The organism is Rhodococcus sp. NPDC055112 (assembly GCF_053607505.1).
On the sequence record NZ_JBSGTR010000005.1, the window covers coordinates 140,579 to 161,673 of the forward strand.

Genomic DNA, 21,095 nt, shown 5'->3' on the forward strand with positions numbered 1-21,095 from the left:
GCGCCTGGGCGCGGGCAGCCGATCGGGGTCAGGCCTTCGACAGCTCGTGTGGTTCGGCGGCGGTGGGGGTCGGCGCCGGGGTGCTCGCACGGCGTGCGGGGATGGCCACGGTGACAGCGGCGGCGACGAGGGCGACCGCGCAGCCGATCAGCAGGCCGGTCCGGAACCCGTTCTCGGTGGGCAGGGTGTAGTCCCCGACCCGCACGCTCATCTGGGCGAGCACCACGCCGACGACGGCCGCGGCCATCGAGGTGCCGAGCGAGCGCATGAGGGTGTTGAAGCTGTTGGCCGAGGCGGTCTCGGACAGCGGCACCGCACCCATGATCAGCGCGGGCATCGCGCCGTAGGCGAGCCCGATGCCAGCGCTGCAGATGCAGACCACCACCAGTAGGCCCCAGGTCGAGCCCATCAGCAGCATCGAGGACCCGTAGCCCGCGGCGATGACCACGCTGCCCGCCAGCAGGGTGATCTTCGGCCCGCGGGCGGAGGAGAGCCGGGCACCGAGGGCGGCGACCAGCATCATCACCAGGCCGCCCGGGGCCATCCACAGGCCCATGGCCAGCATCGACTGACCCAGGCCGAACCCGGTGGACTCGGGCAGTTGCAGCAGCTGCGGGATGATCAGCGACTGCGCGTACATCGCGAAGCCGATCACGACGCCGACGATATTGGTCAGCAGCACCTGCCGCCGAGCGGTCACCCGCAGGTCGACCAGCGGATCCACGGTGCGCAGCTCCCACCATCCCCAGGCGAGCAGCACCAGGACGGCGGTGACGAAGAGGCCGACGGTGGTGCCGCTGGTCCAGCCCCAGACGGCTCCCTTGGAGACGGCGGAGAGCAGACACACCAGGCCGACTCCGAGCCCGAGTGCGCCGAGCAGGTCGAAGCGGCCGCCCGCGCCCAGCACCGGGGTGCCCGGCACGAACCGCCAGATCGCCACGGCGACCAGGACACTCAGGGCGGTGGCGCCCCAGAACAGCACCCGCCAGCTGGTGCCCTCGGCTACGGCCGCGGCGAGCGGCAGGCCCACCGCGCCGCCGATTCCCATGGACGCGCTCATCAGGGCGATCGAGGAGTTCAGGCGCGCGGGCGGCACCAGATCCCGCAGGGCGCTGATGCCGAGCGGGATCATGCCCATCCCGATGCCCTGCAGGGCCCGCCCGGCGATCATCGGCAGGACGGACGACGCCACCGCGCAGAGCATCGAGCCCGCGATCAGCGGCACCGAGCAGACCAGCAGCATGCGGCGCTTGCCGTACAGGTCCCCGAGCCGTCCGGTGACCGGGGTCGCGACCGCGCCCGCAAGCAGCGTCGCGGTGATCACCCAGGAGGCGTTGGACGCGGTGGTGTCGAGCAGGCGTGGCAGGTCCCCGATCAGGGGGACGACCAGTGTCTGCATGAGCGCGGCGACGATGCCGGTGAAGGCAAGCACCCCGACCAGGCCATTCGGGTTGACGGTTGGGCTCGGACCTGACACGGACCATCTCCTCGACTTCACGGGAACACTGAATGTGCGCGATACACAGAGGTTGCACAATACACATCAATTGCATAATGCAAATCCCTTGCACCGTGCACGCGATGGGTATCGTGCAACCAGGCGACTCCCGCTCTGGAAGCCCGGACCGGCGGGGCGACACGGGGATCGACGAAAGGCCGCATGGACAAGCCCACGCACTTGATCGAGTTCGAGACGATGCTGCTCGGGCGGCATCTCAATCTGCACAACCCGCGCCCTCGACGTGACGAGTGCCAGCTCGACCGCAGCGCCTACACCCTGCTCAGCCGGATCAGCATGGGCGGACCGATGTCCATCGGGGAGCTCAGCGATGCCTTCGGGCTCAATGCCTCGACCCTGCATCGACAGACCTCCGCCATGTTGAATGCCGGACTCGTCGAACGCATCCCCGACCCCGCGGGCGGCATGGCCCGCAAGTTCGCCATCACCGCGGAGGGGGAGCGCCGCCTCGAGGCGGAACGGTCCTTCAACGTCCGTGCGTTGGGGAGCGTGATGGCCGACTGGGCTCCGGAGGACGTCGAGGCATTCGCCGGATGGCTCAAGCGATTCAACACCGACATCGAGCGACTTGCCGGGCGGCCCTGGCCGCGTCCGGAGCACTCGGGCACGGCCGAGGCGAACGATTCGGAGTAGTCGCGAGACGAGAGATCCGTACCCCGAGCGGGATACGGATCTCTCGAATGGGAACCGCGTGGCTAGGTCTTGCGCATGTAGGTCCGGACGGTCAGCGGGGCCATCACCGCGACGATGATCGCGGCGCCGAGCAGGGCCCACACGACCTGGATGCCGAAGTGGCCGTCGTTGGCCAGATCGCGCACCGCGGTCACCAGGTGCGAGACCGGGTTCACGTTCACGAAGGCCTGCATCCAGCCGGGCATGGTGTGGGCGGGCACGAACGCGTTGGACATGAAGGTCAGCGGGAACAGGATGAGCATCGAGATGCCCTGCACCGACGAGGCCTTGTTCATTAGCACGCCCATCAGCGCGAAGATCCAGCTGATGGCGAAGGCGCACACCATCACGAGCAGTCCGGCCGAGACGACGCCGATCACGCCGCCGCCAGGGCGGTAGCCCATCGCCAGGCCCATGGCGAAGGTGATGGTGGTGGCGATGAGATAGCGGACCATGTCCGAGAGCAACGCGCCCGCGAGCGGCGAGATGCGTGCGATGGGAAGGGATTTGAATCGGTCGAACACGCCCTTGTCCATGTCCTCGCGCAGCTGGGTGCCGGTGACGATGGAGGCCGTGATGACGGTCTGCACGAGGATGCCGGGAATGATGATCGGCAGGTAGGACTTGACGTCGCCGGAGATCGCGCCGCCGAAGATGTAGGTGAACATCACCGTGAAGATCAGCGGCTGGATCACCACGTCGAACAGCTGCTCGGGATTGTGCTTGAGCTTGATCAGACCACGGTGGGCCATGGTGATCGACTGTGCGACGGTCTCGCTCAGGCTGATCGACCGAGCCGCGGGCGGCGGTCCGGGATGGGTGCTCCTGGTGTCGGGCGCGAGGGTGGCGGTGGTCATGCGACGCTCCGTTCGGTATCGGACTCGGCTGCGGCGGAATCGGATTCGTCGGTTCCGTGGCCGGTGATGGTGAGGAAGACCTCGTCGAGGCTGGGCTTGCTGACGGTGATTTCGTCGACCGCGATCCCGTGCTCGCGCAGCCGGATCAACAGTTCGGGGGTGACCGACGTATCGGTCAGCGGGGCGGTGAGCCTGCCGGCCTCCGGGGTGATCGCGACCTCGACGCCGAGCGACTCGGCGAGCAGTGATCGGGTCTGCTCGACGCGCGTCTTGTCGACGAGCTTGAGCTGCAGTGTGGACAGTCCGACCGAGGCCTTGAGTTCGTCGGCGGTGCCGTCGGCGATGACCTTGCCGCGGTCGATGACCGCGATCCGGTCGGCCAGTTGGTCGGCCTCGTCGAGGTACTGCGTGGTGAGCAGGACGGTGGATCCCTCCGCGACGAGCCGGCGGATGGTCTCCCACATCTGGGCGCGGGTGCGCGGGTCGAGGCCGGTGGTGGGCTCGTCCAGGAACAGCAGCGGCGGGTGCGCGATCAGGCTCGCGGCCAGATCGAGGCGCCTGCGCATGCCGCCGGAGAAATTCTTCAGCGGCTTGGTCGCGGCCTCGACGAGGTCGAACTCCTCCAGCAGTTCGGCGGACTTGCGTCGGGCGTCGGATCGGGACAGGCCGAGCAGCCTCGAGAAGATCATCAGGTTCTCGGTGGCGGTGAGGTCCTCGTCGACGGAGGCGTACTGGCCGGTGACCCCGACAAGGGAGCGCACGGCGGTGGGTTCGCGTACCACGTCGTGGCCGAAGACCCGGGCCTGCCCGCCGTCGGGTCGCAGCAGGGTGGCGAGCATCCGGACGGTGGTGGTCTTGCCCGCGCCGTTGGGGCCGAGCACGCCGTAGACGGAACCGGTCGGGACGGTGAGGCTGACGCCGTCGACGGCCGTGGCGTCTCCGAATCGCTTGACCAAGCCGACCGCTTCGATGGCGGGGGGAACCGAGAGGTTCATGCGGTGTCCTTTCGAGGAGTTCGATTGACACAACAGTGCGGGGCCGCCCTTGCACGGGCCTTGCGTCGCGCATGCGGGCGCTGTCGCGCTGCGATGCGCCGTTGACAGCGACCTCGTCTGGACGCACTATGAACACATGTTCATGAACAACCGTTCATAATCTGGTTCGCAGAGGAGGATCGCGATGCGCACGATCGTCAACATCGAGCAGGCCTCGGCCTGGAACGGCTACGAGGGCGAACACTGGGCCGGACACCAGGACCGGTACGACCTGGTCAACAGCGGTTTCAACGACCACCTTCTCGGTGCGGCCGCGCTGGGCGAGACTGACCGCGTTCTCGACGTCGGGTGCGGCAACGGTCAGACGACGCGGCTCGCCGCCGGCAGGGTGGCGCACGCGACCGGGGTCGACCTCTCGGAGCCGATGCTCGCGCGTGCCCGCGCCAGTGCGGCGGAGGACGGTATCGGCAATATCGCGTTCGAGCGCGGCGACGCCCAGGTGTGCCCGTTCGTCGCCGCATCGTTCGACGTCGCGATCAGCCGGTTCGGGATCATGTTCTTCGCCGATCCTGTCGCCGCGTTCGCCAACATCGGCCGCGCGTTGCGGCCGGGTGGGCGGATCGTATTCCTCGCGATGCATGACCTGCGCGACGAGGATCTAGGCGCCGTGCTCGGCGCGGTGTCGGACCTGCTGCCCTGGCAGCCGGCCGCCGATCGTCACGGGCCGACCTCGCTGGCGGACCCGAGCCGGATCGTCGAGGTCCTCACCGCTGCCGGGTTCGAGTCCGTCACCACCGAGTCCGTCGACGCGCCCCAGGTGTGGGGGCGCGATGCCGAGGACGCTGCCGGGTTCCTGTGTGACTGGGGGCCGGTGCGATTCGCGCTCGAGGGCGCGGATCCGTCGCGGTCGGACCGACTGCGCGTCGCGGTCACCGAAGCGCTGCGTCCCTACGAGGAGCCGGACGCGGTCCGCCTGCGCGGCACCGCTTGGCTCGTCCGGGCCGTTCGGCCGTAGCCCTCGCTACGATTCGACGTGATGTCACCGAGAACCGCTGCCGCTCTGCGCGGAGACGACGCCCACAGCCTGCGCGAACACCTGATCGCGTCGGCCGCGCGCCTGATCTCCGAGCAGGGCACCGCCGGACTGACGGTACGAGGAATAGCCCGCGCGGCCCAGGTTGCGGATGGCGTGCTCTACAACCATTTCGCGAACAAGGAGGAGCTCATCGCTCTGGCCCTGGAGGCGTACGTGCGGTCGGTCGAGGACGATCTCGACGGGCAGCTGCCCGAAGCGGGTTCGGGGACCGTGGAGCGGAATCTACGGGCCCTGGTGCGCCGTGGCTTCGATCTGCACATCGCGATCCTGCCCGCGTTCGCCGGACTGCTGTCGCAGCCGAAGGTGTTGTCCGCGTACGGGTCTCTCGATTCGTCCGATGTCGGTCCTGTCCCGGTGCGGACGGTCCTCGCCGACTACCTCGATGCGGAGCAACGGCTCGGCAGACTGGACGACTCGGCCAGTGTCGAGGCCGCGGTCACGATGATCAGCGGCGCGTGGCACGACCTGGTGTTGCGGGGGCTGCTGCGTGGCGCGGTGCCGCCAGGCGACGCACCCGACGACGCCCTGGTGGACGGCCTGGTGCGCACGGTCCTCGACGGGATCGCATCGCGCTGAGCGGGAGCCTTATCCCGTCGCGCAGCCGGTGAACTGCTCGGCAAGCGCCCGGCGGTCGACCTTGCCGGGTCCGCGCAGCGGTAGCGCCGGCATCAGGTGCAGTTCGCGGGGCGCCGCGGCCCTGTCCACGGTCCGCTCGACGTGTGCGCGCAGGTGCTCGAGGGTGGGTGCGGTGCCCGCGGCAGGCACCACCGCCGCCACCACGCGCTGGCCGAGCCGCGCATCGGGCACCCCGAACACCGCGCATTCGGCGACCGCGTGATGGGTGGACAGGGCCGCCTCCACCACCTGCGGGACGACCGTCAGCCCACCCGTCGAGATCGCCTCGTCCAGTCGGCCGGTGATCGACAGCACGCCGTCCGTCAGCAGGCCCGCGTCGTCGGTGCGGAACCAGCCCGGTTCCGTGAACGCCGGATGATCGGGCAGCCCGCGATACCCCGAGGCCAACACCGGTCCGCCCAACAGCACGCGGGAGTCCTCGATCCTCACCCGGACCCCGTCGAGCGGTACCCCGTCGTACACGCAGCCACCGCAGGTCTCGCTCATCCCGTAGGTGCGGACGACCGTGATCCCCGCGCTGCGTGCCCGTTCGAGCACCGGCGCCGGGGTCGCGGCGCCGCCGAGCAGCACCGCGTCGAGTTCGGCCAGCGCGGCGGTCGCCGCCGGGTGCTCGAGCGCCTTGATCAGCTGGGTCGGCACCAGCGAGGTGTAGCGGCGGGCTCCCGTCATCGCCGCGACCGCACCCGGCAGCAGCGCGGGGTCGAAACCCGTTGCGACGTCGACTATCACGGGCTCGGTGCCGGCCAGCAGGCCGCGCAACAGCACCTGGATCCCCGCGATGTGGTGGGCGGGAAGCGCCAGTAGCCACGAGCCCGGCCCGCCGAGGCGGGCGTGGGTGGCCTCACCGCTGGCGCGCAGCGCGGCGGCGGTGAGCAGGGCGCCCTTGGGTATTCCCGTGGTCCCGGACGTGGCGACGACGAGGGCGGTCGATTCGTCGATCGGCTCACCCGGACGCAGGGCGTCGGTGAGTCGCCGGATCTCGCGGTCGTCGGCGGCGGGCACCGGGAGCAGCGCAGGCCCGTCGCCCGCGAGCGCGCATTCGAGCCGGGGGAGTGCCTCGCGGGCGGCCGGACCGGGTTTGACGTGCAGGACCTCGAGAGTGCTTGTCACGAGTCAGGCCTCGGTGCACTCGCGCTGCACGGAGGTCACCTCGACCCTCTCGAGCATGGCCCTCAGCGAGGCGAGGTCGCGCTCGGAGAAGGCGGCGAACAGCTCGCGCTCGGCCTCGTTCAACGCCGAGTGGACACCCTGCAGGGCCTTCGCGCCTGCCTCGGTGATCTCCACGATGTGGCGTCTGCGGTCAGACGGGTCCCGGCGACGTTCGGCCAGGCCGTCTCCCTCCAGCTCGTTGAGGATCGCGACGAGCTGGCTGGGGTCCACCTCGAGCATGTCGGCGAGTTCTCGCTGGCTCACCGGGCCGGTGCCGAGGTGCATCAGCGTCATGGCCTGGCGCGGGTGCAGCCCGGTGACCGCGAGGGCGCCGCGAATCCGGGCGCTGGTGGCTTCGCCGCGCCAGGCGAGGAGGATCCCGAGACGGTCTGTCGGGGCGCCGTTGACCTGTGCTGCTGCCATCTTCCCACGGTATCAGCAGCTCCATTTTGGATCTCCGTCAATCATTGATACGTTTCAACGATCATTCCGGATAAATCATTGGAGTCCGTCATGTTCATCGCCTATGCCGTCATCGCCGTGGTCCTCGCCCTTGCGCTCAGCATGTCGGCCTTCCTCACCTTCACCCGCAACGAGAAGCTGGTCGGTGGCTTCATCGAGCTGGGCGTTCCGGATGCCTGGCTGCCGCGGCTCGCCCTGGCCAAGGCTGCGGGCGCGGCGGGGCTGCTGATCGGGCTCGTGGTGCCTGCGATCGGCGTCGCCGCCGCGATCGGGGTGGCCCTGTACTTCGTCGGCGCCGTCGTTGCGCACGTGCGGGCGCGTGACTACGCGATCGCGCCCGCGGTCGTTTTCGGGCTGGCCGCGGTCGCCGCCGTCGTGCTGCGGATCGCGACTGCCTGACCTGGGTGTGGACCCTCGCGGCGACTGTGCGGGTCGGCGCTTGTTGGATCCGTGTCGGACCTCTGCGGTAGCATTCGAACATGGGTTCGATCGATGGGGTTGGGGCTGCGGGGCGGGTGCAGGAACACCTGTCCGCGTTGGCCGACGCCGTCGATGGCCTCTGCGAGTGCGATCTGACGGGGTTGCCGGACGGCGAGCTGACGTCGGTCATGCAGCGGGCCGAGAGGTCACTTCGGCGGGCAGGCGCGGTGGGACACCGACTGGTCGTGGAGGCAGTCGAACGCTCGCTCCCGAGCAAGCTGGGACACAAGTCGGTGAACAAGTTGCTGGTCGAGGTGTTGCGGATCTCGGCCGCTGACGCCTCCGCGCGGGCGAGGGCGGCGAAGACGTTGGGAACCTGGCATTCGTTGTCGGGGGATCCGTTGCCCGCGGACCTGCCCGAAACCGCTGCCGCGCAACGCGACGGCGCGATCGGCCCAGATCACGCCCGCGCGATACGCGAAGTCATCCGCAAGATCCCCCACGCCGTCAGCAGTTCCGACGTCGCCGTCGCGGAGGAAATCCTGGCGGGCCTGGCTCGTTCGGCGACATCGGAAGATGTGGAGAAGGCCGGACACGATCTGCTCGCGCACCTGAACCCCGACGGCACCTCACCGACCACAAGGACCGCAAGCGTCTGCGCGGGATCCGGATCGGCCGCCAGGACACGGATCTGATGACGCCGATCTCCGGGCACCTCGACCCCGAGACCCGCGCCTTGCTCGACCCGATTCTCGCGAAATGGGCACGACCCGGGATGAACAACCCCGAGGACCCCGAATCGCCCACCGGCAGTGCCGAACACCCCGCCGTGGACCGTGACAAGCTTGCCGCCGCCGCGGGGCGTGATACCCGCACCGCGCCGCAACGCAACCACGACGCCATCAAGGAAGCACTACGCACGCTCCTCGGATCGGCGGTTCTCGGATCCCATCGCGGTCTACCCGTGACGACGATCATCACCATGACCCTCGACCAACTCGAACACGCCACGGGCGTCGCCACCACCGCGTCCGGCGGAATCCTCCCGATACGAGACGCACTGAAAATGGCCGAACGGTCACATCCGGTCCTGGTGCTCTTCGACCACAACGGCAGACCCCTACACCTCGGACGTTCGAAACGCCTCGCCACCGCAGACCAACGACTGGCCCTCATCGCCGCCGACGGTGGCTGCGCCCGGCCCGGCTGCGACGCCCCCGCCACCATGACCGCCGTCCACCACGTGAACGACTGGTCCAAGGGCGGCACCACCGACATCGGCACACTGTCCCCCAGGCACTCCGTGCAGGGGGTGCCCCCACCTCGGGTGCGACGGCTGCCACGCCCTCATCCACGACGGCCCAGGCGGCTGGCACACCCACACCGCCCCCCAACGGCACCGACAACGCCGGACGCACCCAATGGACCCCACCACCACACATCGATCCCGAACAGAAACCCCGCATCAACCACCGCCACCACCCCCGAGAGCTACTCGACCGCGCCAGGCGAAAAGCCAACGCCCGCAGGGAGGACGACGCGCGCCGGCGAGGTGAGGTGAGGGCGTCCGGGATCGTCGGGGCGAACGGCAGGCCGAAGACGGTCCCCCGTAGCGGCCGGTCGCGACGAACCCAAGCGAGCGTCTCAGGTCATCACGCCGGTAGCACCGCTCGCGCGAGGCGGTCGTGAAGTGCCCGCACCATTTCCGACGCCACCACGGCGTACCCGCTCATCGTGAAGTGGATCCGGTCAGCGCTCATCAGATCCGGCCGCAGCCGGAGCGGGTGCCCCCACAGGTCGACCAGGATCGCGTCGTACGTGGCGGCCAGCCCGCGGGTGACGTCGTTGAGGTGCGCGATCCGGTCCCTCATCGGTTGCATCCGTCGGCCGACGAACACGTCGGCCAGCGCGAGCGTGGAAATCTGTGCGCCGGAACGGTGCGCCGCCGAGAACGCGGTCTCAAGGTTCCGGGCCATCGCGTCGAGGTCAGCGTCCGGGAGCCACAGGTCGTTGCCGCCGAAGGTGATGTGTACCAGGTCGGGTTCGAAGTCGAGCACGGTCTGGAGCTGCTCGTCGAGGACCTCCGCGCTGGTCGCGCCCATCCGCCCGGTGTTCAGGTACGACACGTCCGGCCGTGCCGACTTCAGTCCCGCCGCGACACGGTCCGCCCAGGCGGCGGTCTCGTAGCCGGGGCTGGGATCGCCGATGCCCTTCGCTATCGAGTCGCCCATGACCGCGAACCTCGACCAGGGTGCGTCGGTCAGCAGGATGCGGATCTCCTCGGCTTCGAGGCACATCGGATCGGTCGCTTCGGTACGGATGATGTTGTGGCTCATGGCTGTTACCCCTTGCTCTCGACGAGATTCGTGGTGTTGGTGTCTGTGTGGGAGGCCTGCTTCTCGGTCAGGGTGGCCGCGAGGATCCCGGCGGCCGCCGCGGTGACCGCGCAGGCGAGGAAGAGGAGGTGGAACCCGTCCAGCGCGTCGCCCGGATGAGCGGCGAGGACCGAGGCGAGCACGCCCACGCCGAGCGCTCCGCCGACCTGGCGGGACATCAGGTTCATCCCGACTCCCGATGCGAACTGCTGAGGCGGAAGGGAACTCGCCGCGACTGTGCCGAGGACCGTGACGAGGAAGCCGATGCCGCCGCCGCCGAGGAGGGAGGCGGGAACCCAGACGGACCACAGGTGCGGCGTCGCGCTGAACGCATCAGTGCTCGCCCAGAACGCCGAGCACGCGAACATCAGCGCGCCCAGCACCCCCACCAGGCGTAGTGCGTTGGCAGAGCCGACGCGGCCGGTGATCGTGGCCGTCACCATGGCGGCCACCGCTCCGACGCTGAGCGCCGCGGCGGACTGCAGCACGGTGTATCCCCAGATCGCATCCAGGAACAGGGGGCCGGCGAGCAGCCAGGCGAACATCGCCGCACCGAACACGAACGAGGTGGCGTTGGTGAGGGCGTATCGCCGATTGCGCCACAGGTCGACCGCGATCGCCGGACTCGGATGCCGCCTGGACCGGACGAGCGCGACGACCACGAGGACCAGTCCGGTGCCGACGGTGAGGAGCGTCGCAGGGGACGTCGTTCCCCAGCTCTGACCCTCGGTCACGCCCGCCACCACCGCGCCGATGCCGAGCGCGGCCGCGAGGGTGCCCACGACGTCGGGGATGGCCGGTGCGCCGACTCCCCGGTGTGCGGGCTCGCCGGTTCGGAGGCCCGCGCCGAGCGCCACCAGGGCCGCTGCGATCGGAACGTTGATGACGAACACGGCACGCCAGCCGAACGACTCGACGAGAGCGCCGCCGATCGCGGGGCCGACCACGGCCGCCAATCCGCCCGCGGCAGACCAGGCGCCGATCGCGGCGGCGATCCGGTCGGGAGCGGTGGCGGCCAACACCAGCGCGAGGGCCGCCGGGATCATCAGCGCGGCGGTCGCGCCCTGCAGGACGCGGCCACCGATCAGCCATGGCGCGCTCGGCGCGACCGCGCACAGCAGCGAGGTGACGGCGAACCCGATCAGGGCGACGAGGAAGATTCGCCGACGGCCGAGGGTGTCGGCGAGTCGGCCCGCGGGCGTCAGGAGTGCCGCGAATGCCACCGCATAACCGCTCACCACCCAGGTGAGGGTTGTCGGTGTGGCGGTGGTGAAGTCCCGGGCGATCGCCGGGAACGCGATGTTGACGACGGAGAGGTCGAGGAAGGCGACGAAGGTTGCGCTGCAGGCGATCAGGAGAGCGATGCGGGAGGACGCCCGCGCCGGGGAGGGTGCCTGCTCGGACACTTCGGTCATGGTTGGTTCCTTTCGGAGTGGTCCGACGAGGGGATGACCGCGCAAAGAAAGCGTACGATCGTTCGTGTATATAGTGAACGTACGACCGTTCGTGCAATTTGGCAAGATCTCGTGGAGAATGGAGCGATGGTGGATACGGCTCGGACTTCCGACCAGCGGTTGATCAAAGGGGCGCTGGCCCGCGCATCGATCGCCAGGCACGCGGCGGATGTCGCCTCGGTCGAGGGACTGACCGGTCTGAGCATCGGCAGGCTCGCGACCGATCTCGGGCTGAGCAAGAGCGGCGTCGCCACGCTCTTCGGCACCAAGGAGAACCTTCAGGTCGCCGCGGTGCAGGCGGCCAGGGAGGTGTTCATCGAGCACGTCGTCCGGCCGAGCCTGAAGGAACCCCGCGGGATGCCCCGGCTACGGGCGCTGATCGACCGCTGGTTCGACTTCGTGTCGGCGCCGGTGTTCCCCGGCGGTTGCTTCCGGGTCGCGACCGTCTCCGAGTTCGACAGCAGGCCTGGGCCGGTGCGTGACGCGATCGCGGCAGATCAGCGGGACTGGCGCGAGCTGCTCACCCGCGAGATCGGGCGGGCTCAGGACCAGGGTGCGGCGCAGGGAAAGGACGCCGCGGCGCTGGCCTTCGAGATCGAGGCGCTGCTCAGTGCGGTCAACACCGCGCTGCGGATGGGGGAATCGGAGGCGGCGCCGGTCGCCCGCGGGATCATCGACGGGCTACTGGGTTAGCCGGACTCCGGGGGAGTGTCCCCGTCCTCCGATGCCCCGTCGTCCGCGGCCGACTCGGCGTCACGGTCGAGAGCGCGCAGGGTCGTCGCCCCATTCGGCCCGTCACCGGGTTCGTCGGCCAGCGGCCAGCCTCCGGCCGCGAGGTGTGCGCGCACCCGCTCCACATCGGATTCGACGGGCATCTCGTCCGTGACCTTGGTGATGAGGACCTGGATGTCGATCTTGTCGATCGGCGGCGGGAACTGCTCGACCAATGCGTCGGTGACCGCGTGGACCTCTTCGTCGGACAGGCGCCTGCGGAGCAGGGCGATCAACGGGATGTAGTCCTGTTCGGGCACACCGTTGGGATACCCGGCGCGCAGCCACCCGAGTATCGAGGTGAGGAACGGTGGAAGGGCCACGGCGGTGCGTCCCTACGGCTCGTCGCCGAGCGGCCATCCGGCCGCGGCGAGCACGGACCGGACCCGGGCGATGTCGTGATCCGACGGGGCCTCGTGGGTGATCTGTTCGATCAGCTCGCCGATCTCGGCCCGGGTGACGGTCGGGTCCTCGCCCTCGCCGCGCGATTCGGCGAGCGCGACGGCCACGTCCTTGATCTGCTCGGCGGTCAGCTCGTGGTGCAGGAGGGCCACCAACGGGATGCGGTCCTTCGGCGGGATGCCCTGCGGGTACCCGTCCTGCAGCCAGGTCAGCACGGACAGGGGGAACGCTGGTTTTGCTGAGGTCACGAAATGTTGCCTCTCGACTCGTGGGCCGACGCTAGAAGATCTCGATGCCGAACGTGTGGCTGAGGAAGCCCTGCATGACGAACAGGATGCCCGTGATGATCGCCACGATCACCACGGCGAAGCAGGCGCCGGCCGCGATGACGGCAACCGGCTTGCGGGTGGTCGTCGCCGTGGCGGGATCGGTCGTGGAACCGGAGTCCAGCGCCCGCAGGCCGAGCGCGAAGATCGCGGGCAGGCCCGCGCCGAGCAGTAGCCCCACCGCGATGACCTGCCACAGGGAATCGACGGTTTTCGAGAGAAGATCCATGTCTGTGTACCTCAGGCCGTCACGTTGTCGCGCGGGGTCGGCTCCGCAGCCGGTGCGGGCGCGGGGGCGGGGTTCGGCGGCGCGGGCGGACCGGGGATGTCCTCGGCGGGGATCAGGCCGCCGTCCCATTCCGCGTTGACGTTGCTCGAGTCGATCGGCTGCCTGCGCGAACGCGCATACATCCAGCCCGCCAGCAGCAGCAGGATCGCGAACACCGCCAGCACGCCGGGCAGGCCGCCGATCAGCTGCGCGATGCCCCAGCACACGGCGCCGACCAGCGCGGCCGACGGCAGGGTGATCAGCCAGGCGACCGCCATCCGGCCCGCGACGCCCCAGCGCACCTCGGCGCCGCGGCGGCCGACGCCGGTACCCATGATCGAGCCCGTGGCGACGTGCGTCGTGGACAGCGGCAGCCCCAGGTGGCTGGAGGTCAGGATGATGGCGGCCGAGGACGCCTCCGCGGCCATGCCCTGCGGCGCCGCGATCTCCACCAGGCCCTTGCCGAGGGTGCGGATCACACGCCAGCCTCCGAGGTAGGTGCCGAGGGCGATCGCGACCGCGCAGCTCAGCTTCACCCAGAACGGCATGTCGGAGTCGGCGTTGAGGGTGCCGTGGGCGACAAGGGCCAGGAAGATCACGCCCATCGTCTTCTGCGCGTCGTTGGTGCCGTGCGCGAGGGATACCAGCGATGCGGAGCCGACCTGGCCGAGCCGGAATCCGGAATCCTTGGTCTCGTCGCTGACGCCGCGGGTGATCCGGTAGATCAGCCAGGTTCCGGCCGTGGCGACGAGGCCTGCGACGACCGGCGCCAGCAGTGCCGGGATGACCACCTTGCTCAGCACGCCGCCCCACTCGACGCCGTTCATCCCGAGGGAGGCGATGGCCGCGCCGATCAGGCCACCGAACAGTGCGTGCGAGGAACTCGAGGGGATGCCGAACAGCCATGTGGCCAGGTTCCAGATGATTCCGCCGACCAGTCCGGCGAAGACGATGAACAGCAGATCCTCGCCGCCGACGGAGCTGAGGTTGACCACACCCTTCGCGACGGTGGCCGCGACCTCCACCGAGAGGAACGCGCCCACCAGATTGAGGATTGCGGAAAGCGCAACCGCGACTTTGGGTTTGAGTGCCCCGGTTGCAATCGACGTCGCCATCGCGTTGCCGGTGTCATGGAAGCCGTTGGTGAAGTCGAACCCGAGGGCTGTGACAACTACGACAAGAAGAACGATGAGTTCCGCGTTCACGGCCTCGATCCTCCGTTACGAACGCGTAAAAGTCGAGTCTGTACCCGCTGTTCGCGCGTGCTTTCGAGCGCGCCGCGCCGCCGCCCGTCGGGCCAGGTCCTGGCGGTTCGGGCGGGCCGAGAACGGCACTCGCAACGCCTCTGTCGGCATGCGAACCGTCAGTGTCCGGACCGAAATGTGTCGAAGCTCACCGGGGCGGACCGAGCGGGTCGCCGAGGCACGAATCGTCCGCCGCGTTGGCCCGGTCGTCAACGGCGCCGCGCCGCGAGGACCGGTCCCGCAAGCGCCCTAGGGGGCCGGGCGGCCGTCCCTCCGGATCGGGTGGTCCGCCGGGATCTGCACCAACACGATCGGCACGCCGTCGGGATCCGCTATCCACAACTCGTGCAGGCCCCACGGCTCCTGTCGCGCCTCCCGGATGATCTGCACGCCTTTGAGCACCAGTTCCGTCTGCGTGGCCGTGAGGTCGCGGACCTGAAACCAGAGGGCGCCGTCGAAGCGGGTGCTCACCCCGGATGCGCCGTGGGCGGCGACCTCGATCAATCCCTGCCCGGCGAAGAACACGGTGCCGCCCGGATACTCGCGCGCGACCGCGAGCTCCAGGGTCTGCGCGTAGAACGCAAGGGTGGTCGGATAGTCGGCCGGCCGCAGGATCGTCCGGCTGCTCAGAATCTCCATGCTCACTCCTGCTCCGCGGGTCGGGCCTCGTGCCCGGGCCTGCCCGGTGTCCGTCTGTGCTGCTTCATCTCCGCCTCGTACAGGTGTCTGCGCCCGCCGAGCAGCTCCTCGCGCACCGCCCGCTCGTGGTCGCGGAACTCCGACCAGTAGCCGTCGTCGAACTCCTCCACCACCTGAAATGTCCAGCGGCCCGCCAGCACGTTGCGGCCGACCAGCTCCTCCAGGAGTTTGTCGGCCCGCTCCCCGTGGCCGGCCGCGCGCAGCATGTCGACAGCCTCGGCGAGCTGCAGGTGCGCGTGCCCGATGAGTTGGTGAAACCCGTACAGATGCCCGCGGGCCCGTTCGACCGTCTCGAGGGCTTCGGAGACCCGCCCGGCGGCGGCGATCTCGGCGTCGGTGACACCGTCCGGCCGACGGTGCTCGGGTGCAGGCTTTTCGCGGTCGACGCCCATGCGTTCAGTGTGCCTGATCCCGTGTTCGGTCGCGGGCGAGAGATTCGTGACACGGGGGAACGAATTCGCCTGCGCGGCCCAGCCGAACGCGGTACCGTCTCGGCGATCGGTGCCGTCGCTAAGGGAGTCCGGCGGTCCGGGCCGTCTGTTGCCCGATTCCGATCGACACCAACGAGACTGGGGGAGTCCATGAATTTCGCGTGTCGTCGTCCTGGGTGGGGCAGGGCGGTGGGTGTGGTCGCGGTTGCGGTCGCGGTGTTGGCCGGGTCGGGCGAGGCCGTCGCGGCGCCGGGCACGGGCAGTGATTCCGGGAGCGCGGGCAGCTCGGACTCGGGCAGCCTTGGCGGCAGCTCGGACCTCGGCAGCTCGGACTCGGGCAGTGTCACCTCCGGGTCGACGATGCCCGAGTCGTGGCAGGACGATCCGGGGCCGATACCCCCACTGCGCGACGACATCGTCACCCCGGCGATCGTCTCGGAGAAGTTCACCTCGGAGCGGATCGCGCGCTTCCTCATCGCCTCACCCGCCCTGCGCCGCGAGGTCGGCGTGGACGTGCTGCTGGCCGCGGACAGCTCCCGGCCCACCCTGTACATGCTCGAGGGCGTCGGCGCGGGCGAGGACCAGAGCGCCTGGATGTACATGACCGACGCGCCGAAGTTCTTCGCCGACAAGAACATCAATGTGGTCCTGACCAATGGTGGGGTGGCCAGCCTCTACACCGACTGGGACGAGCGTGATCCGAAGGTCGGGCTGCACAAGTGGGAGACCTTCATCACCAAAGAGCTGCCGCCGCTGATCAACGCCCGGCTGAAGACCAACGGCGTCAACGCGATCGCGGGCACCTCGATGGGCGCACAGGGCGCGATGATGCTCGCGCACCGGCGCCCCGACCTGTACCGCGGCATCGCGGTCTTCAGCGGGTGCTATTCGACCACCGACGATGTCGGCCGGCTGAGCACGCAGGTCACGGTGTCCTCGCGCGGCGGCGACCCGGCCAAGATGTGGGGTGTGCCCGGAGGTCCCGAGTGGGCCGTGCACGACACGATCCGTAACGCGGAGGCGTTGCGCGGCAAGCCCATCTACATGTCGGTCGGCACGGGAATCGTGGGTGAGCACGAGGGCCCCGGCACCGACGCCGAACGGATCTTCGTCGGCGGCGGCATCGAGGCGGCGGCGAATCAGTGCACGAGGCGGCTGGACAAGAAGCTGCGCGAGCTGGGCATCCCGGCCACCGTCGACTACGAGGTGACCGGCGTGCACGCCTGGGCCTACTGGAACGACCGGCTGCCCAAGGCGTGGCCCACGTTGCGTCAGGCGCTCGGGGTATAGGCCTAGAAGTACCAGGGGTACGGCGACCAGTCGGGATCGCGCTTCTCCAGGAACGCATCCCGGCCCTCGACGGCCTCGTCGGTCATGTAGGCCATCCTGGTGGCCTCGCCTGCGAACAGCTGCTGGCCGACCAGGCCGTCGTCGGCAAGGTTGAACGCGTACTTGAGCATCCGCTGCGCCTGCGGGGACTTGCCGTTGATCTTCTCGGCCCACTCCAGCGCGACGTCCTCGAGCTCGGCGTGGTCGACGACCTTGTTCACCGCGCCCATCTGATGCATCTGCTCGGCGGTATACGCATCACCGAGGAAGAAGATCTCGCGGGCGAACTTCTGGCCCACCATTTTCGCGAGATAGGCGCTGCCGTATCCGCCGTCGAAGCTGCCGACGTCCGCGTCGGTCTGCTTGAACCGGGCGTGTTCGCGGCTGGCGAGGGTCAGGTCGCAGACCACGTGCAGCGAGTGCCCACCGCCCGCGGCCCAGCCGTTGACGAGGCAGATCACCACCTTCGGCATGAAGCGGATCAGGCGCTGCACCTCGAGGATGTGCAGCCGGCCCGCGCGCGCCTTGTCCACGGTGTCGGCGGTCTCGCCCGCGGCATACTGGTAGCCGCTGCGTCCGCGAATGCGCTGGTCGCCTCCAGAGCAGAACGCCCAGCCGCCGTCCTTGGGGCTTGGACCGTTGCCGGTCAGCAGCACCGCGCCCACGTCGGAGGTCATCCGGGCATGGTCCAGGGCGGCGTACAGCTCGTCGACCGTGTGCGGCCGGAACGCATTGCGCACCTCCGGACGGTTGAAGGCGACGCGGACGGTGCCCTGCGTGATGTGCCGGTGATAGGTGATATCGGTGAGGTTCTCGAACCCGGGAACCGGACGCCACAGCTGCGGATTGAAGGTCACGATCGCCAAGGATATGCCCCGAACCGCATCGGTGGCCGCCGGGTACGCGAGCCCACCGACGGGCGTCGGCGCCGCCGGGCCTACCGTGCAGCTATGAGCGAGCAGGTGGAACGGGGCCGTGGCCGGGGCGACGTGGACGACTACGAGCAGCACGGTGGATTCCCCGTGTACCGGGCCGCCGAGGACAACGGAGGCCCGGACTTCGGGCGGCTTGTCGAGGCACTGCGCACGATCCAGGATCTGGGTGTGTCCACCGCGCCGCCCGCGGACGTGGTCCGGCAGGCCGCCGAGCAGGCGGAGGCCCTCGTCGCACTGCTGGAACCGCACCGGGTCCCCGAGGGTCGCCAGCCTGGTGGGCGTTCGATGGGGCTGCCCGGCCGCGGCAGCCTGCTGATGATGCCGTGGACCGTCGAGAAGTTCGACGAGACAGGCGTGCGGTCCACCGGCGAGTTCCGCCGTTTCCACATGGGCGGCAACGGGGCCGCGCACGGCGGCACGCTGCCGCTGCTGTTCGACGACCTGTTCGGGATGGTCACGCACGCCTACGGTCGCCCGATCAGCCGGACCGGCTATCTGCACGTCAACTACCGCAAGGTCACCCCGATCAACACCCAGCTCACCGTCGAGGGACAGGTGGACAGGGTCGAGGGCCGTAAGACCTTCGTCAGCGCGCGGCTCGTCGACGCCGAGGGCACGCTGCTCGCCGACTGCGAGGCGCTGATGGTGGTGTTGCTGCCCGGTCAGCCCTGAGGCCGGATGCGAGGATGACGGCATGCTTCCCGCTCACCGTCAGGGTGCGTACCGACTCCGGTTCGACTGGGGACCGGCCGGCGCCGCCGCCCTGATCGAGAACTGTGACGTCGCGGTCGTCGTCGACGTGCTGTCCTTCACCACGACGCTGACCGTCGCGCTCGACTGCGGCGTGAGCGTTTACCCGTATCGGTGGGACCCCGCGTCCGCCGCCGGCTACGCCGCCGAGCGGGGGGCGACCGTTGCGGTCGGCCGATCGCGCGCGGTGCCGGGCGACGTGAGCCTCTCGCCCGGGTCGGTCCGCGCCGCCTTCGGCCCAGGCCGGCCGCCTGACTCGCACGGGAACAGGCTCGTGCTGCCGTCTCCGAACGGATCCTCGCTGTCCTTCGGGCTGGCCGATGCCGGGGTCGAGGTGGTGGGGGCCTCGCTGCGAAACGCCACCGCCGTGGCGCGCTGGCTCTCGGCTCGGGGTGGCCCGGCCGGACCGCCCCTGGTGGCGGTCATCGCGGCGGGGGAGCGCTGGCCGGATGGGGCCATCCGCCCTGGCCTGGAGGATCTCTGGGGTGCGGGCGCGGTGCTGCGTGCGCTGGGGGCGCTCGACGCGGAGGCGGCCTCGCCCGAGGCACGCGCGGCCGCCGAGGCCTTCGCCGCGGCCGAGGGCGACCTGTCGGCGAGGCTGCGTGACTGCGCGAGCGGCCGCGAGCTCGTCGACAAGGGATTCGGTGACGATGTCGACATCGCCGCCGAATTCGACGCCAGCGCCGTGGTCCCGCTGCTGCGTGGCGAGGCGTTCGTGGACGCCTCGTCGTGAGCGGCGAACCGGTGCCGCTGCCGCCACTGTCAGAGCTTCGTGAGGACGCCGTCGTGGTGAGCCTTCCGATGCGAGTCCGCTTCCGTGGCATCACCACTCGCGAGGTGCTGCTGTTGCGCGGGCCCGCCGGCTTCGGCGAGTTCGCCCCCTTCCCCGAATACGCCGACGCCGAGGCCGCGTCCTGGCTGCGCTCGGCGATCGAGGCCGCCTGGCTGGGCCCGCCCGCGCCGGTGCGCGCGATGGTGCCCGTCAACGCGACCGTGCCCGCGGTGGAGGCGGCGCGGGTGCCCGAGATCCTGTCCCGGTTCCCCGGCGCGAGGACGGCGAAGGTGAAGGTCGCCGAGCGGGGGCAGTCGCTCGCCGAGGACCTGGCGCGGGTCGCGGCGGTCCGTGCGCACATCGAGCAGGTGCGGGTCGACGCGAACGGCGGGTGGAATCTCGACGAGGCGGAGGAGGCGTTGCTGGCGCTGTCCTCGGATGGACCGCTCCAGTACGCGGAGCAGCCGTGCGCCTCCGTCCCCGAACTGGTCGAATTGCGCAGGCGCCTGGCCGATCACGCGGCGGCCTCCGGTCGCGCGCGGGTGCGGGTCGCCGCGGACGAGAGCATCCGCCGGGCCGAGGATCCGATGAGGGTCGTGCGCGCGGGCGGTGCCGACGTTGCGGTGGTGAAGGTCGCGCCCCTCGGGGGCATGCGGGCACTGCTGCGTCTGGCTGCCGAGTTGGCGGGTCACGGTGTGCCGGTGGTGGTCTCGAGCGCGCTCGACTCCGCGGTGGGGATGGGTGCGGGGCTGGCGGCGGCGGCCGCGCTGCCCGAGCTGGAGTACGCCTGCGGACTCGGCACCGGCGGACTGTTCGAGGCCGATGTCGCGGCGCCACGCGCGATGGTGGACGGGGCACTGCCTGCCTCGGCGGTCGTACCTGATCCGGAGCGGGTGGCAGGGCTGTTGGCCTCACCGGAGCGCACACGGTGGTGGCTCGCGAGGCTCGAGCGGTGTCATGAGCTGCTCTCGGCGGATGCTGAGTAAGCCGGGTGGGCTCCGCGTCGTATAAGGTCTGGCGCGACACCCAAGTCAACATCGGAGGCATTGAAAGTGGTTGCAGCACTGAATGACACCCTTCTCGACCCGTCCCGGCTGCCCGCCGTGGTCGCGGACGTGCAGGAGCTGATCGACGCCGAGGTTTCGGAGAAGACGGGCGCCTCGGGCCTCGCGGTCAAGGGCGGCTACGGAGCCGTGAAGAAGGTCGGACCGTCGATCGTGCCGGAGGCCGTCGAGGGCCTGCTGCCGGGATTCATCTCCCGCCTCGAGCCGTTCTGGCAGGATTTCGGCGCGGCCGGTGGCGCCGGATTCGGTGACTTCCTCAGCGCGCGAAGCGAGCAGGTCGCGGACGCGCTGCTCGGCGTGACCGACGAGAAGATCGAGGGCACCAGCAAGTCCGCCATCAAGAAGGTCTACTCGACCATGCGCCCGTCGGCGAAGAAGAACGTCATCGAGGCGCTGCCGCGACTCGGTGCGCTCGTCGAGAAGCACGCGAGCTGAGACAGTCGTAGTCGGTGGGCCGGATCCCTGGGGG

24 protein-coding genes and 1 pseudogene are annotated in these 21,095 nt (G+C 69.8%); 11 read left to right on the forward strand and 14 right to left on the reverse strand.

Translation table 11 applies throughout. The features are described from left to right. Positions 1-28 precede the first annotated feature (28 nt). A complete protein-coding gene (locus tag ACWFRB_RS04635; RefSeq protein WP_452639180.1) occupies positions 29-1,477 on the reverse strand; it encodes an MFS transporter in 1,449 nt (482 codons plus the stop codon). Positions 1,478-1,660: 183 nt separating this feature from the next. Here ACWFRB_RS04635 and ACWFRB_RS04640 point away from each other — a divergent pair, with 183 nt between their 5' ends. Beyond that, positions 1,661-2,152, forward strand: coding sequence for a MarR family winged helix-turn-helix transcriptional regulator (locus ACWFRB_RS04640; RefSeq protein ID WP_452639181.1), 492 nt, complete (start codon positions 1,661-1,663; stop codon positions 2,150-2,152). Between the two features lie 62 nt (positions 2,153-2,214). Here the strand turns inward: ACWFRB_RS04640 and ACWFRB_RS04645 are convergent, their stop codons facing one another. Together ACWFRB_RS04645 and ACWFRB_RS04650 are read right to left on the reverse strand one after the other, a co-directional pair. Beyond that, positions 2,215-3,048: an ABC transporter permease gene (locus tag ACWFRB_RS04645; protein WP_452639182.1), complete on the reverse strand. Its 834-nt coding sequence runs from the start codon at positions 3,046-3,048 to the stop codon at positions 2,215-2,217. After that, positions 3,045-4,043, reverse strand: a complete 999-nt coding sequence (locus tag ACWFRB_RS04650; protein ID WP_452639183.1) for an ATP-binding cassette domain-containing protein — start codon at positions 4,041-4,043, stop codon at positions 3,045-3,047. Before ACWFRB_RS04650 ends, ACWFRB_RS04645 begins: the two co-directional genes overlap by 4 nt. Before the next feature lie 184 nt (positions 4,044-4,227). Between ACWFRB_RS04650 and ACWFRB_RS04655 the strand changes: the two genes are divergently transcribed. Further along, complete coding sequence (locus tag ACWFRB_RS04655) at positions 4,228-5,058, forward strand: class I SAM-dependent methyltransferase (protein WP_452639184.1); 831 nt, start codon at positions 4,228-4,230, stop codon at positions 5,056-5,058. Positions 5,059-5,079: 21 nt separating this feature from the next. Continuing rightward, positions 5,080-5,715 (forward strand): TetR/AcrR family transcriptional regulator, encoded by a 636-nt coding sequence (locus tag ACWFRB_RS04660; RefSeq protein WP_452639186.1) that lies wholly within the window; start codon positions 5,080-5,082, stop codon positions 5,713-5,715. 9 nt (positions 5,716-5,724) lie between these two features. On the opposite strand, the gene menE is transcribed toward ACWFRB_RS04660, so the two are convergent. Both menE and ACWFRB_RS04670 read right to left on the reverse strand, forming a co-directional pair. Further along, the gene (gene menE, locus ACWFRB_RS04665) at positions 5,725-6,885 is read right to left on the reverse strand and encodes an o-succinylbenzoate--CoA ligase (protein ID WP_452639187.1); all 1,161 of its coding nucleotides are present in this window, start codon (positions 6,883-6,885) and stop codon (positions 5,725-5,727) included. Positions 6,886-6,888: 3 nt separating this feature from the next. Next, positions 6,889-7,347: a MarR family winged helix-turn-helix transcriptional regulator gene (locus ACWFRB_RS04670; protein ID WP_452639188.1), complete on the reverse strand. Its 459-nt coding sequence runs from the start codon at positions 7,345-7,347 to the stop codon at positions 6,889-6,891. A 90-nt stretch (positions 7,348-7,437) separates the two neighbouring features. Here ACWFRB_RS04670 and ACWFRB_RS04675 point away from each other — a divergent pair, with 90 nt between their 5' ends. After that, positions 7,438-7,785, forward strand: coding sequence for a DoxX family protein (locus tag ACWFRB_RS04675; protein ID WP_452639190.1), 348 nt, complete (start codon positions 7,438-7,440; stop codon positions 7,783-7,785). Positions 7,786-7,994: 209 nt separating this feature from the next. Further along, positions 7,995-9,367, forward strand: a pseudogene (locus ACWFRB_RS04680) (DUF222 domain-containing protein). 91 nt (positions 9,368-9,458) lie between these two features. On the opposite strand, the gene ACWFRB_RS04685 reads toward ACWFRB_RS04680, so the two are convergent. Both ACWFRB_RS04685 and ACWFRB_RS04690 read right to left on the reverse strand, forming a co-directional pair. Continuing rightward, complete coding sequence (locus ACWFRB_RS04685) at positions 9,459-10,142, reverse strand: SGNH/GDSL hydrolase family protein (RefSeq protein ID WP_452639191.1); 684 nt, start codon at positions 10,140-10,142, stop codon at positions 9,459-9,461. A gap of 5 nt (positions 10,143-10,147) precedes the next feature. Then, entirely contained in the window at positions 10,148-11,596 is a 1,449-nt protein-coding gene (locus ACWFRB_RS04690) for an MFS transporter (protein WP_452639192.1), read from the reverse strand. Between the two features lie 126 nt (positions 11,597-11,722). On the opposite strand from ACWFRB_RS04690, the gene ACWFRB_RS04695 reads away from it, so the two are divergent. Next, complete coding sequence (locus ACWFRB_RS04695) at positions 11,723-12,328, forward strand: TetR/AcrR family transcriptional regulator (RefSeq protein WP_452639194.1); 606 nt, start codon at positions 11,723-11,725, stop codon at positions 12,326-12,328. Here the strand turns inward: ACWFRB_RS04695 and ACWFRB_RS04700 are convergent. The 6 genes from ACWFRB_RS04700 to ACWFRB_RS04725 form a co-directional block, all read right to left on the reverse strand. Further along, on the reverse strand, positions 12,325-12,729 hold the full coding sequence (locus ACWFRB_RS04700; RefSeq protein ID WP_452639196.1) for a DUF3349 domain-containing protein: 405 nt from the start codon (positions 12,727-12,729) through the stop codon (positions 12,325-12,327). The two genes, ACWFRB_RS04695 and ACWFRB_RS04700, sit on opposite strands and share 4 nt — an antisense overlap. Before the next feature lie 12 nt (positions 12,730-12,741). Beyond that, complete coding sequence (locus ACWFRB_RS04705; protein ID WP_452639197.1) at positions 12,742-13,056, reverse strand: DUF3349 domain-containing protein; 315 nt, start codon at positions 13,054-13,056, stop codon at positions 12,742-12,744. 31 nt (positions 13,057-13,087) lie between these two features. Further along, complete coding sequence (locus ACWFRB_RS04710; protein WP_136908796.1) at positions 13,088-13,363, reverse strand: hypothetical protein; 276 nt, start codon at positions 13,361-13,363, stop codon at positions 13,088-13,090. Between the two features lie 11 nt (positions 13,364-13,374). Further along, on the reverse strand, positions 13,375-14,607 hold the full coding sequence (locus tag ACWFRB_RS04715; RefSeq protein ID WP_452639199.1) for an anion permease: 1,233 nt from the start codon (positions 14,605-14,607) through the stop codon (positions 13,375-13,377). Positions 14,608-14,895: 288 nt separating this feature from the next. Next, positions 14,896-15,285, reverse strand: a complete 390-nt coding sequence (locus ACWFRB_RS04720; protein ID WP_097210935.1) for a VOC family protein — start codon at positions 15,283-15,285, stop codon at positions 14,896-14,898. A 2-nt stretch (positions 15,286-15,287) separates the two neighbouring features. Next, positions 15,288-15,737: a hypothetical protein gene (locus ACWFRB_RS04725; RefSeq protein ID WP_452639201.1), complete on the reverse strand. Its 450-nt coding sequence runs from the start codon at positions 15,735-15,737 to the stop codon at positions 15,288-15,290. A 189-nt stretch (positions 15,738-15,926) separates the two neighbouring features. Between ACWFRB_RS04725 and ACWFRB_RS04730 the strand changes: the two genes are divergently transcribed. After that, positions 15,927-17,066, forward strand: coding sequence for an alpha/beta hydrolase (locus tag ACWFRB_RS04730; RefSeq protein WP_452639203.1), 1,140 nt, complete (start codon positions 15,927-15,929; stop codon positions 17,064-17,066). A 2-nt stretch (positions 17,067-17,068) separates the two neighbouring features. Here the strand turns inward: ACWFRB_RS04730 and ACWFRB_RS04735 are convergent, their stop codons facing one another. Next, positions 17,069-17,962: a 1,4-dihydroxy-2-naphthoyl-CoA synthase gene (locus tag ACWFRB_RS04735; protein ID WP_027500684.1), complete on the reverse strand. Its 894-nt coding sequence runs from the start codon at positions 17,960-17,962 to the stop codon at positions 17,069-17,071. Between the two features lie 93 nt (positions 17,963-18,055). Between ACWFRB_RS04735 and ACWFRB_RS04740 the strand changes: the two genes are divergently transcribed. The 4 genes from ACWFRB_RS04740 to ACWFRB_RS04755 all read left to right on the forward strand — a co-directional run bounded on the left by ACWFRB_RS04740 (position 18,056) and on the right by ACWFRB_RS04755 (position 21,061). Further along, a complete protein-coding gene (locus ACWFRB_RS04740) occupies positions 18,056-18,712 on the forward strand; it encodes a PaaI family thioesterase (RefSeq protein ID WP_452639204.1) in 657 nt (218 codons plus the stop codon). A 22-nt stretch (positions 18,713-18,734) separates the two neighbouring features. Then, positions 18,735-19,523, forward strand: a complete 789-nt coding sequence (locus tag ACWFRB_RS04745) for a 2-phosphosulfolactate phosphatase (protein WP_452639206.1) — start codon at positions 18,735-18,737, stop codon at positions 19,521-19,523. Next, positions 19,520-20,548 (forward strand): o-succinylbenzoate synthase, encoded by a 1,029-nt coding sequence (locus ACWFRB_RS04750; protein WP_452639207.1) that lies wholly within the window; start codon positions 19,520-19,522, stop codon positions 20,546-20,548. The genes ACWFRB_RS04745 and ACWFRB_RS04750 overlap by 4 nt, the downstream gene beginning before the upstream one ends. A 66-nt stretch (positions 20,549-20,614) precedes the next feature. Further along, positions 20,615-21,061, forward strand: coding sequence for a DUF6918 family protein (locus ACWFRB_RS04755; protein ID WP_077040721.1), 447 nt, complete (start codon positions 20,615-20,617; stop codon positions 21,059-21,061). Positions 21,062-21,095: the final 34 nt, after the last annotated feature.

Bases quoted from the DNA above. Each gene is read 5' to 3' on its own strand.
- ACWFRB_RS04640 (WP_452639181.1), top strand. From the start codon at position 1,661: ATGGACAAGCCCACGCACTTGATCGAGTTCGAGACGATGCTGCTCGGG.
- ACWFRB_RS04645 (WP_452639182.1), bottom strand. From the start codon at position 3,048: ATGACCACCGCCACCCTCGCGCCCGACACCAGGAGCACCCATCCCGGA.
- ACWFRB_RS04650 (WP_452639183.1), bottom strand. From the start codon at position 4,043: ATGAACCTCTCGGTTCCCCCCGCCATCGAAGCGGTCGGCTTGGTCAAG.
- ACWFRB_RS04655 (WP_452639184.1), top strand. From the start codon at position 4,228: ATGCGCACGATCGTCAACATCGAGCAGGCCTCGGCCTGGAACGGCTAC.
- ACWFRB_RS04660 (WP_452639186.1), top strand. From the start codon at position 5,080: ATGTCACCGAGAACCGCTGCCGCTCTGCGCGGAGACGACGCCCACAGC.
- ACWFRB_RS04670 (WP_452639188.1), bottom strand. From the start codon at position 7,347: ATGGCAGCAGCACAGGTCAACGGCGCCCCGACAGACCGTCTCGGGATC.
- ACWFRB_RS04675 (WP_452639190.1), top strand. From the start codon at position 7,438: ATGTTCATCGCCTATGCCGTCATCGCCGTGGTCCTCGCCCTTGCGCTC.
- ACWFRB_RS04685 (WP_452639191.1), bottom strand. From the start codon at position 10,142: ATGAGCCACAACATCATCCGTACCGAAGCGACCGATCCGATGTGCCTC.
- ACWFRB_RS04690 (WP_452639192.1), bottom strand. From the start codon at position 11,596: ATGACCGAAGTGTCCGAGCAGGCACCCTCCCCGGCGCGGGCGTCCTCC.
- ACWFRB_RS04695 (WP_452639194.1), top strand. From the start codon at position 11,723: ATGGTGGATACGGCTCGGACTTCCGACCAGCGGTTGATCAAAGGGGCG.
- ACWFRB_RS04710 (WP_136908796.1), bottom strand. From the start codon at position 13,363: ATGGATCTTCTCTCGAAAACCGTCGATTCCCTGTGGCAGGTCATCGCG.
- ACWFRB_RS04720 (WP_097210935.1), bottom strand. From the start codon at position 15,285: ATGGAGATTCTGAGCAGCCGGACGATCCTGCGGCCGGCCGACTATCCG.
- ACWFRB_RS04725 (WP_452639201.1), bottom strand. From the start codon at position 15,737: ATGGGCGTCGACCGCGAAAAGCCTGCACCCGAGCACCGTCGGCCGGAC.
- ACWFRB_RS04730 (WP_452639203.1), top strand. From the start codon at position 15,927: ATGAATTTCGCGTGTCGTCGTCCTGGGTGGGGCAGGGCGGTGGGTGTG.
- ACWFRB_RS04740 (WP_452639204.1), top strand. From the start codon at position 18,056: ATGAGCGAGCAGGTGGAACGGGGCCGTGGCCGGGGCGACGTGGACGAC.
- ACWFRB_RS04745 (WP_452639206.1), top strand. From the start codon at position 18,735: ATGCTTCCCGCTCACCGTCAGGGTGCGTACCGACTCCGGTTCGACTGG.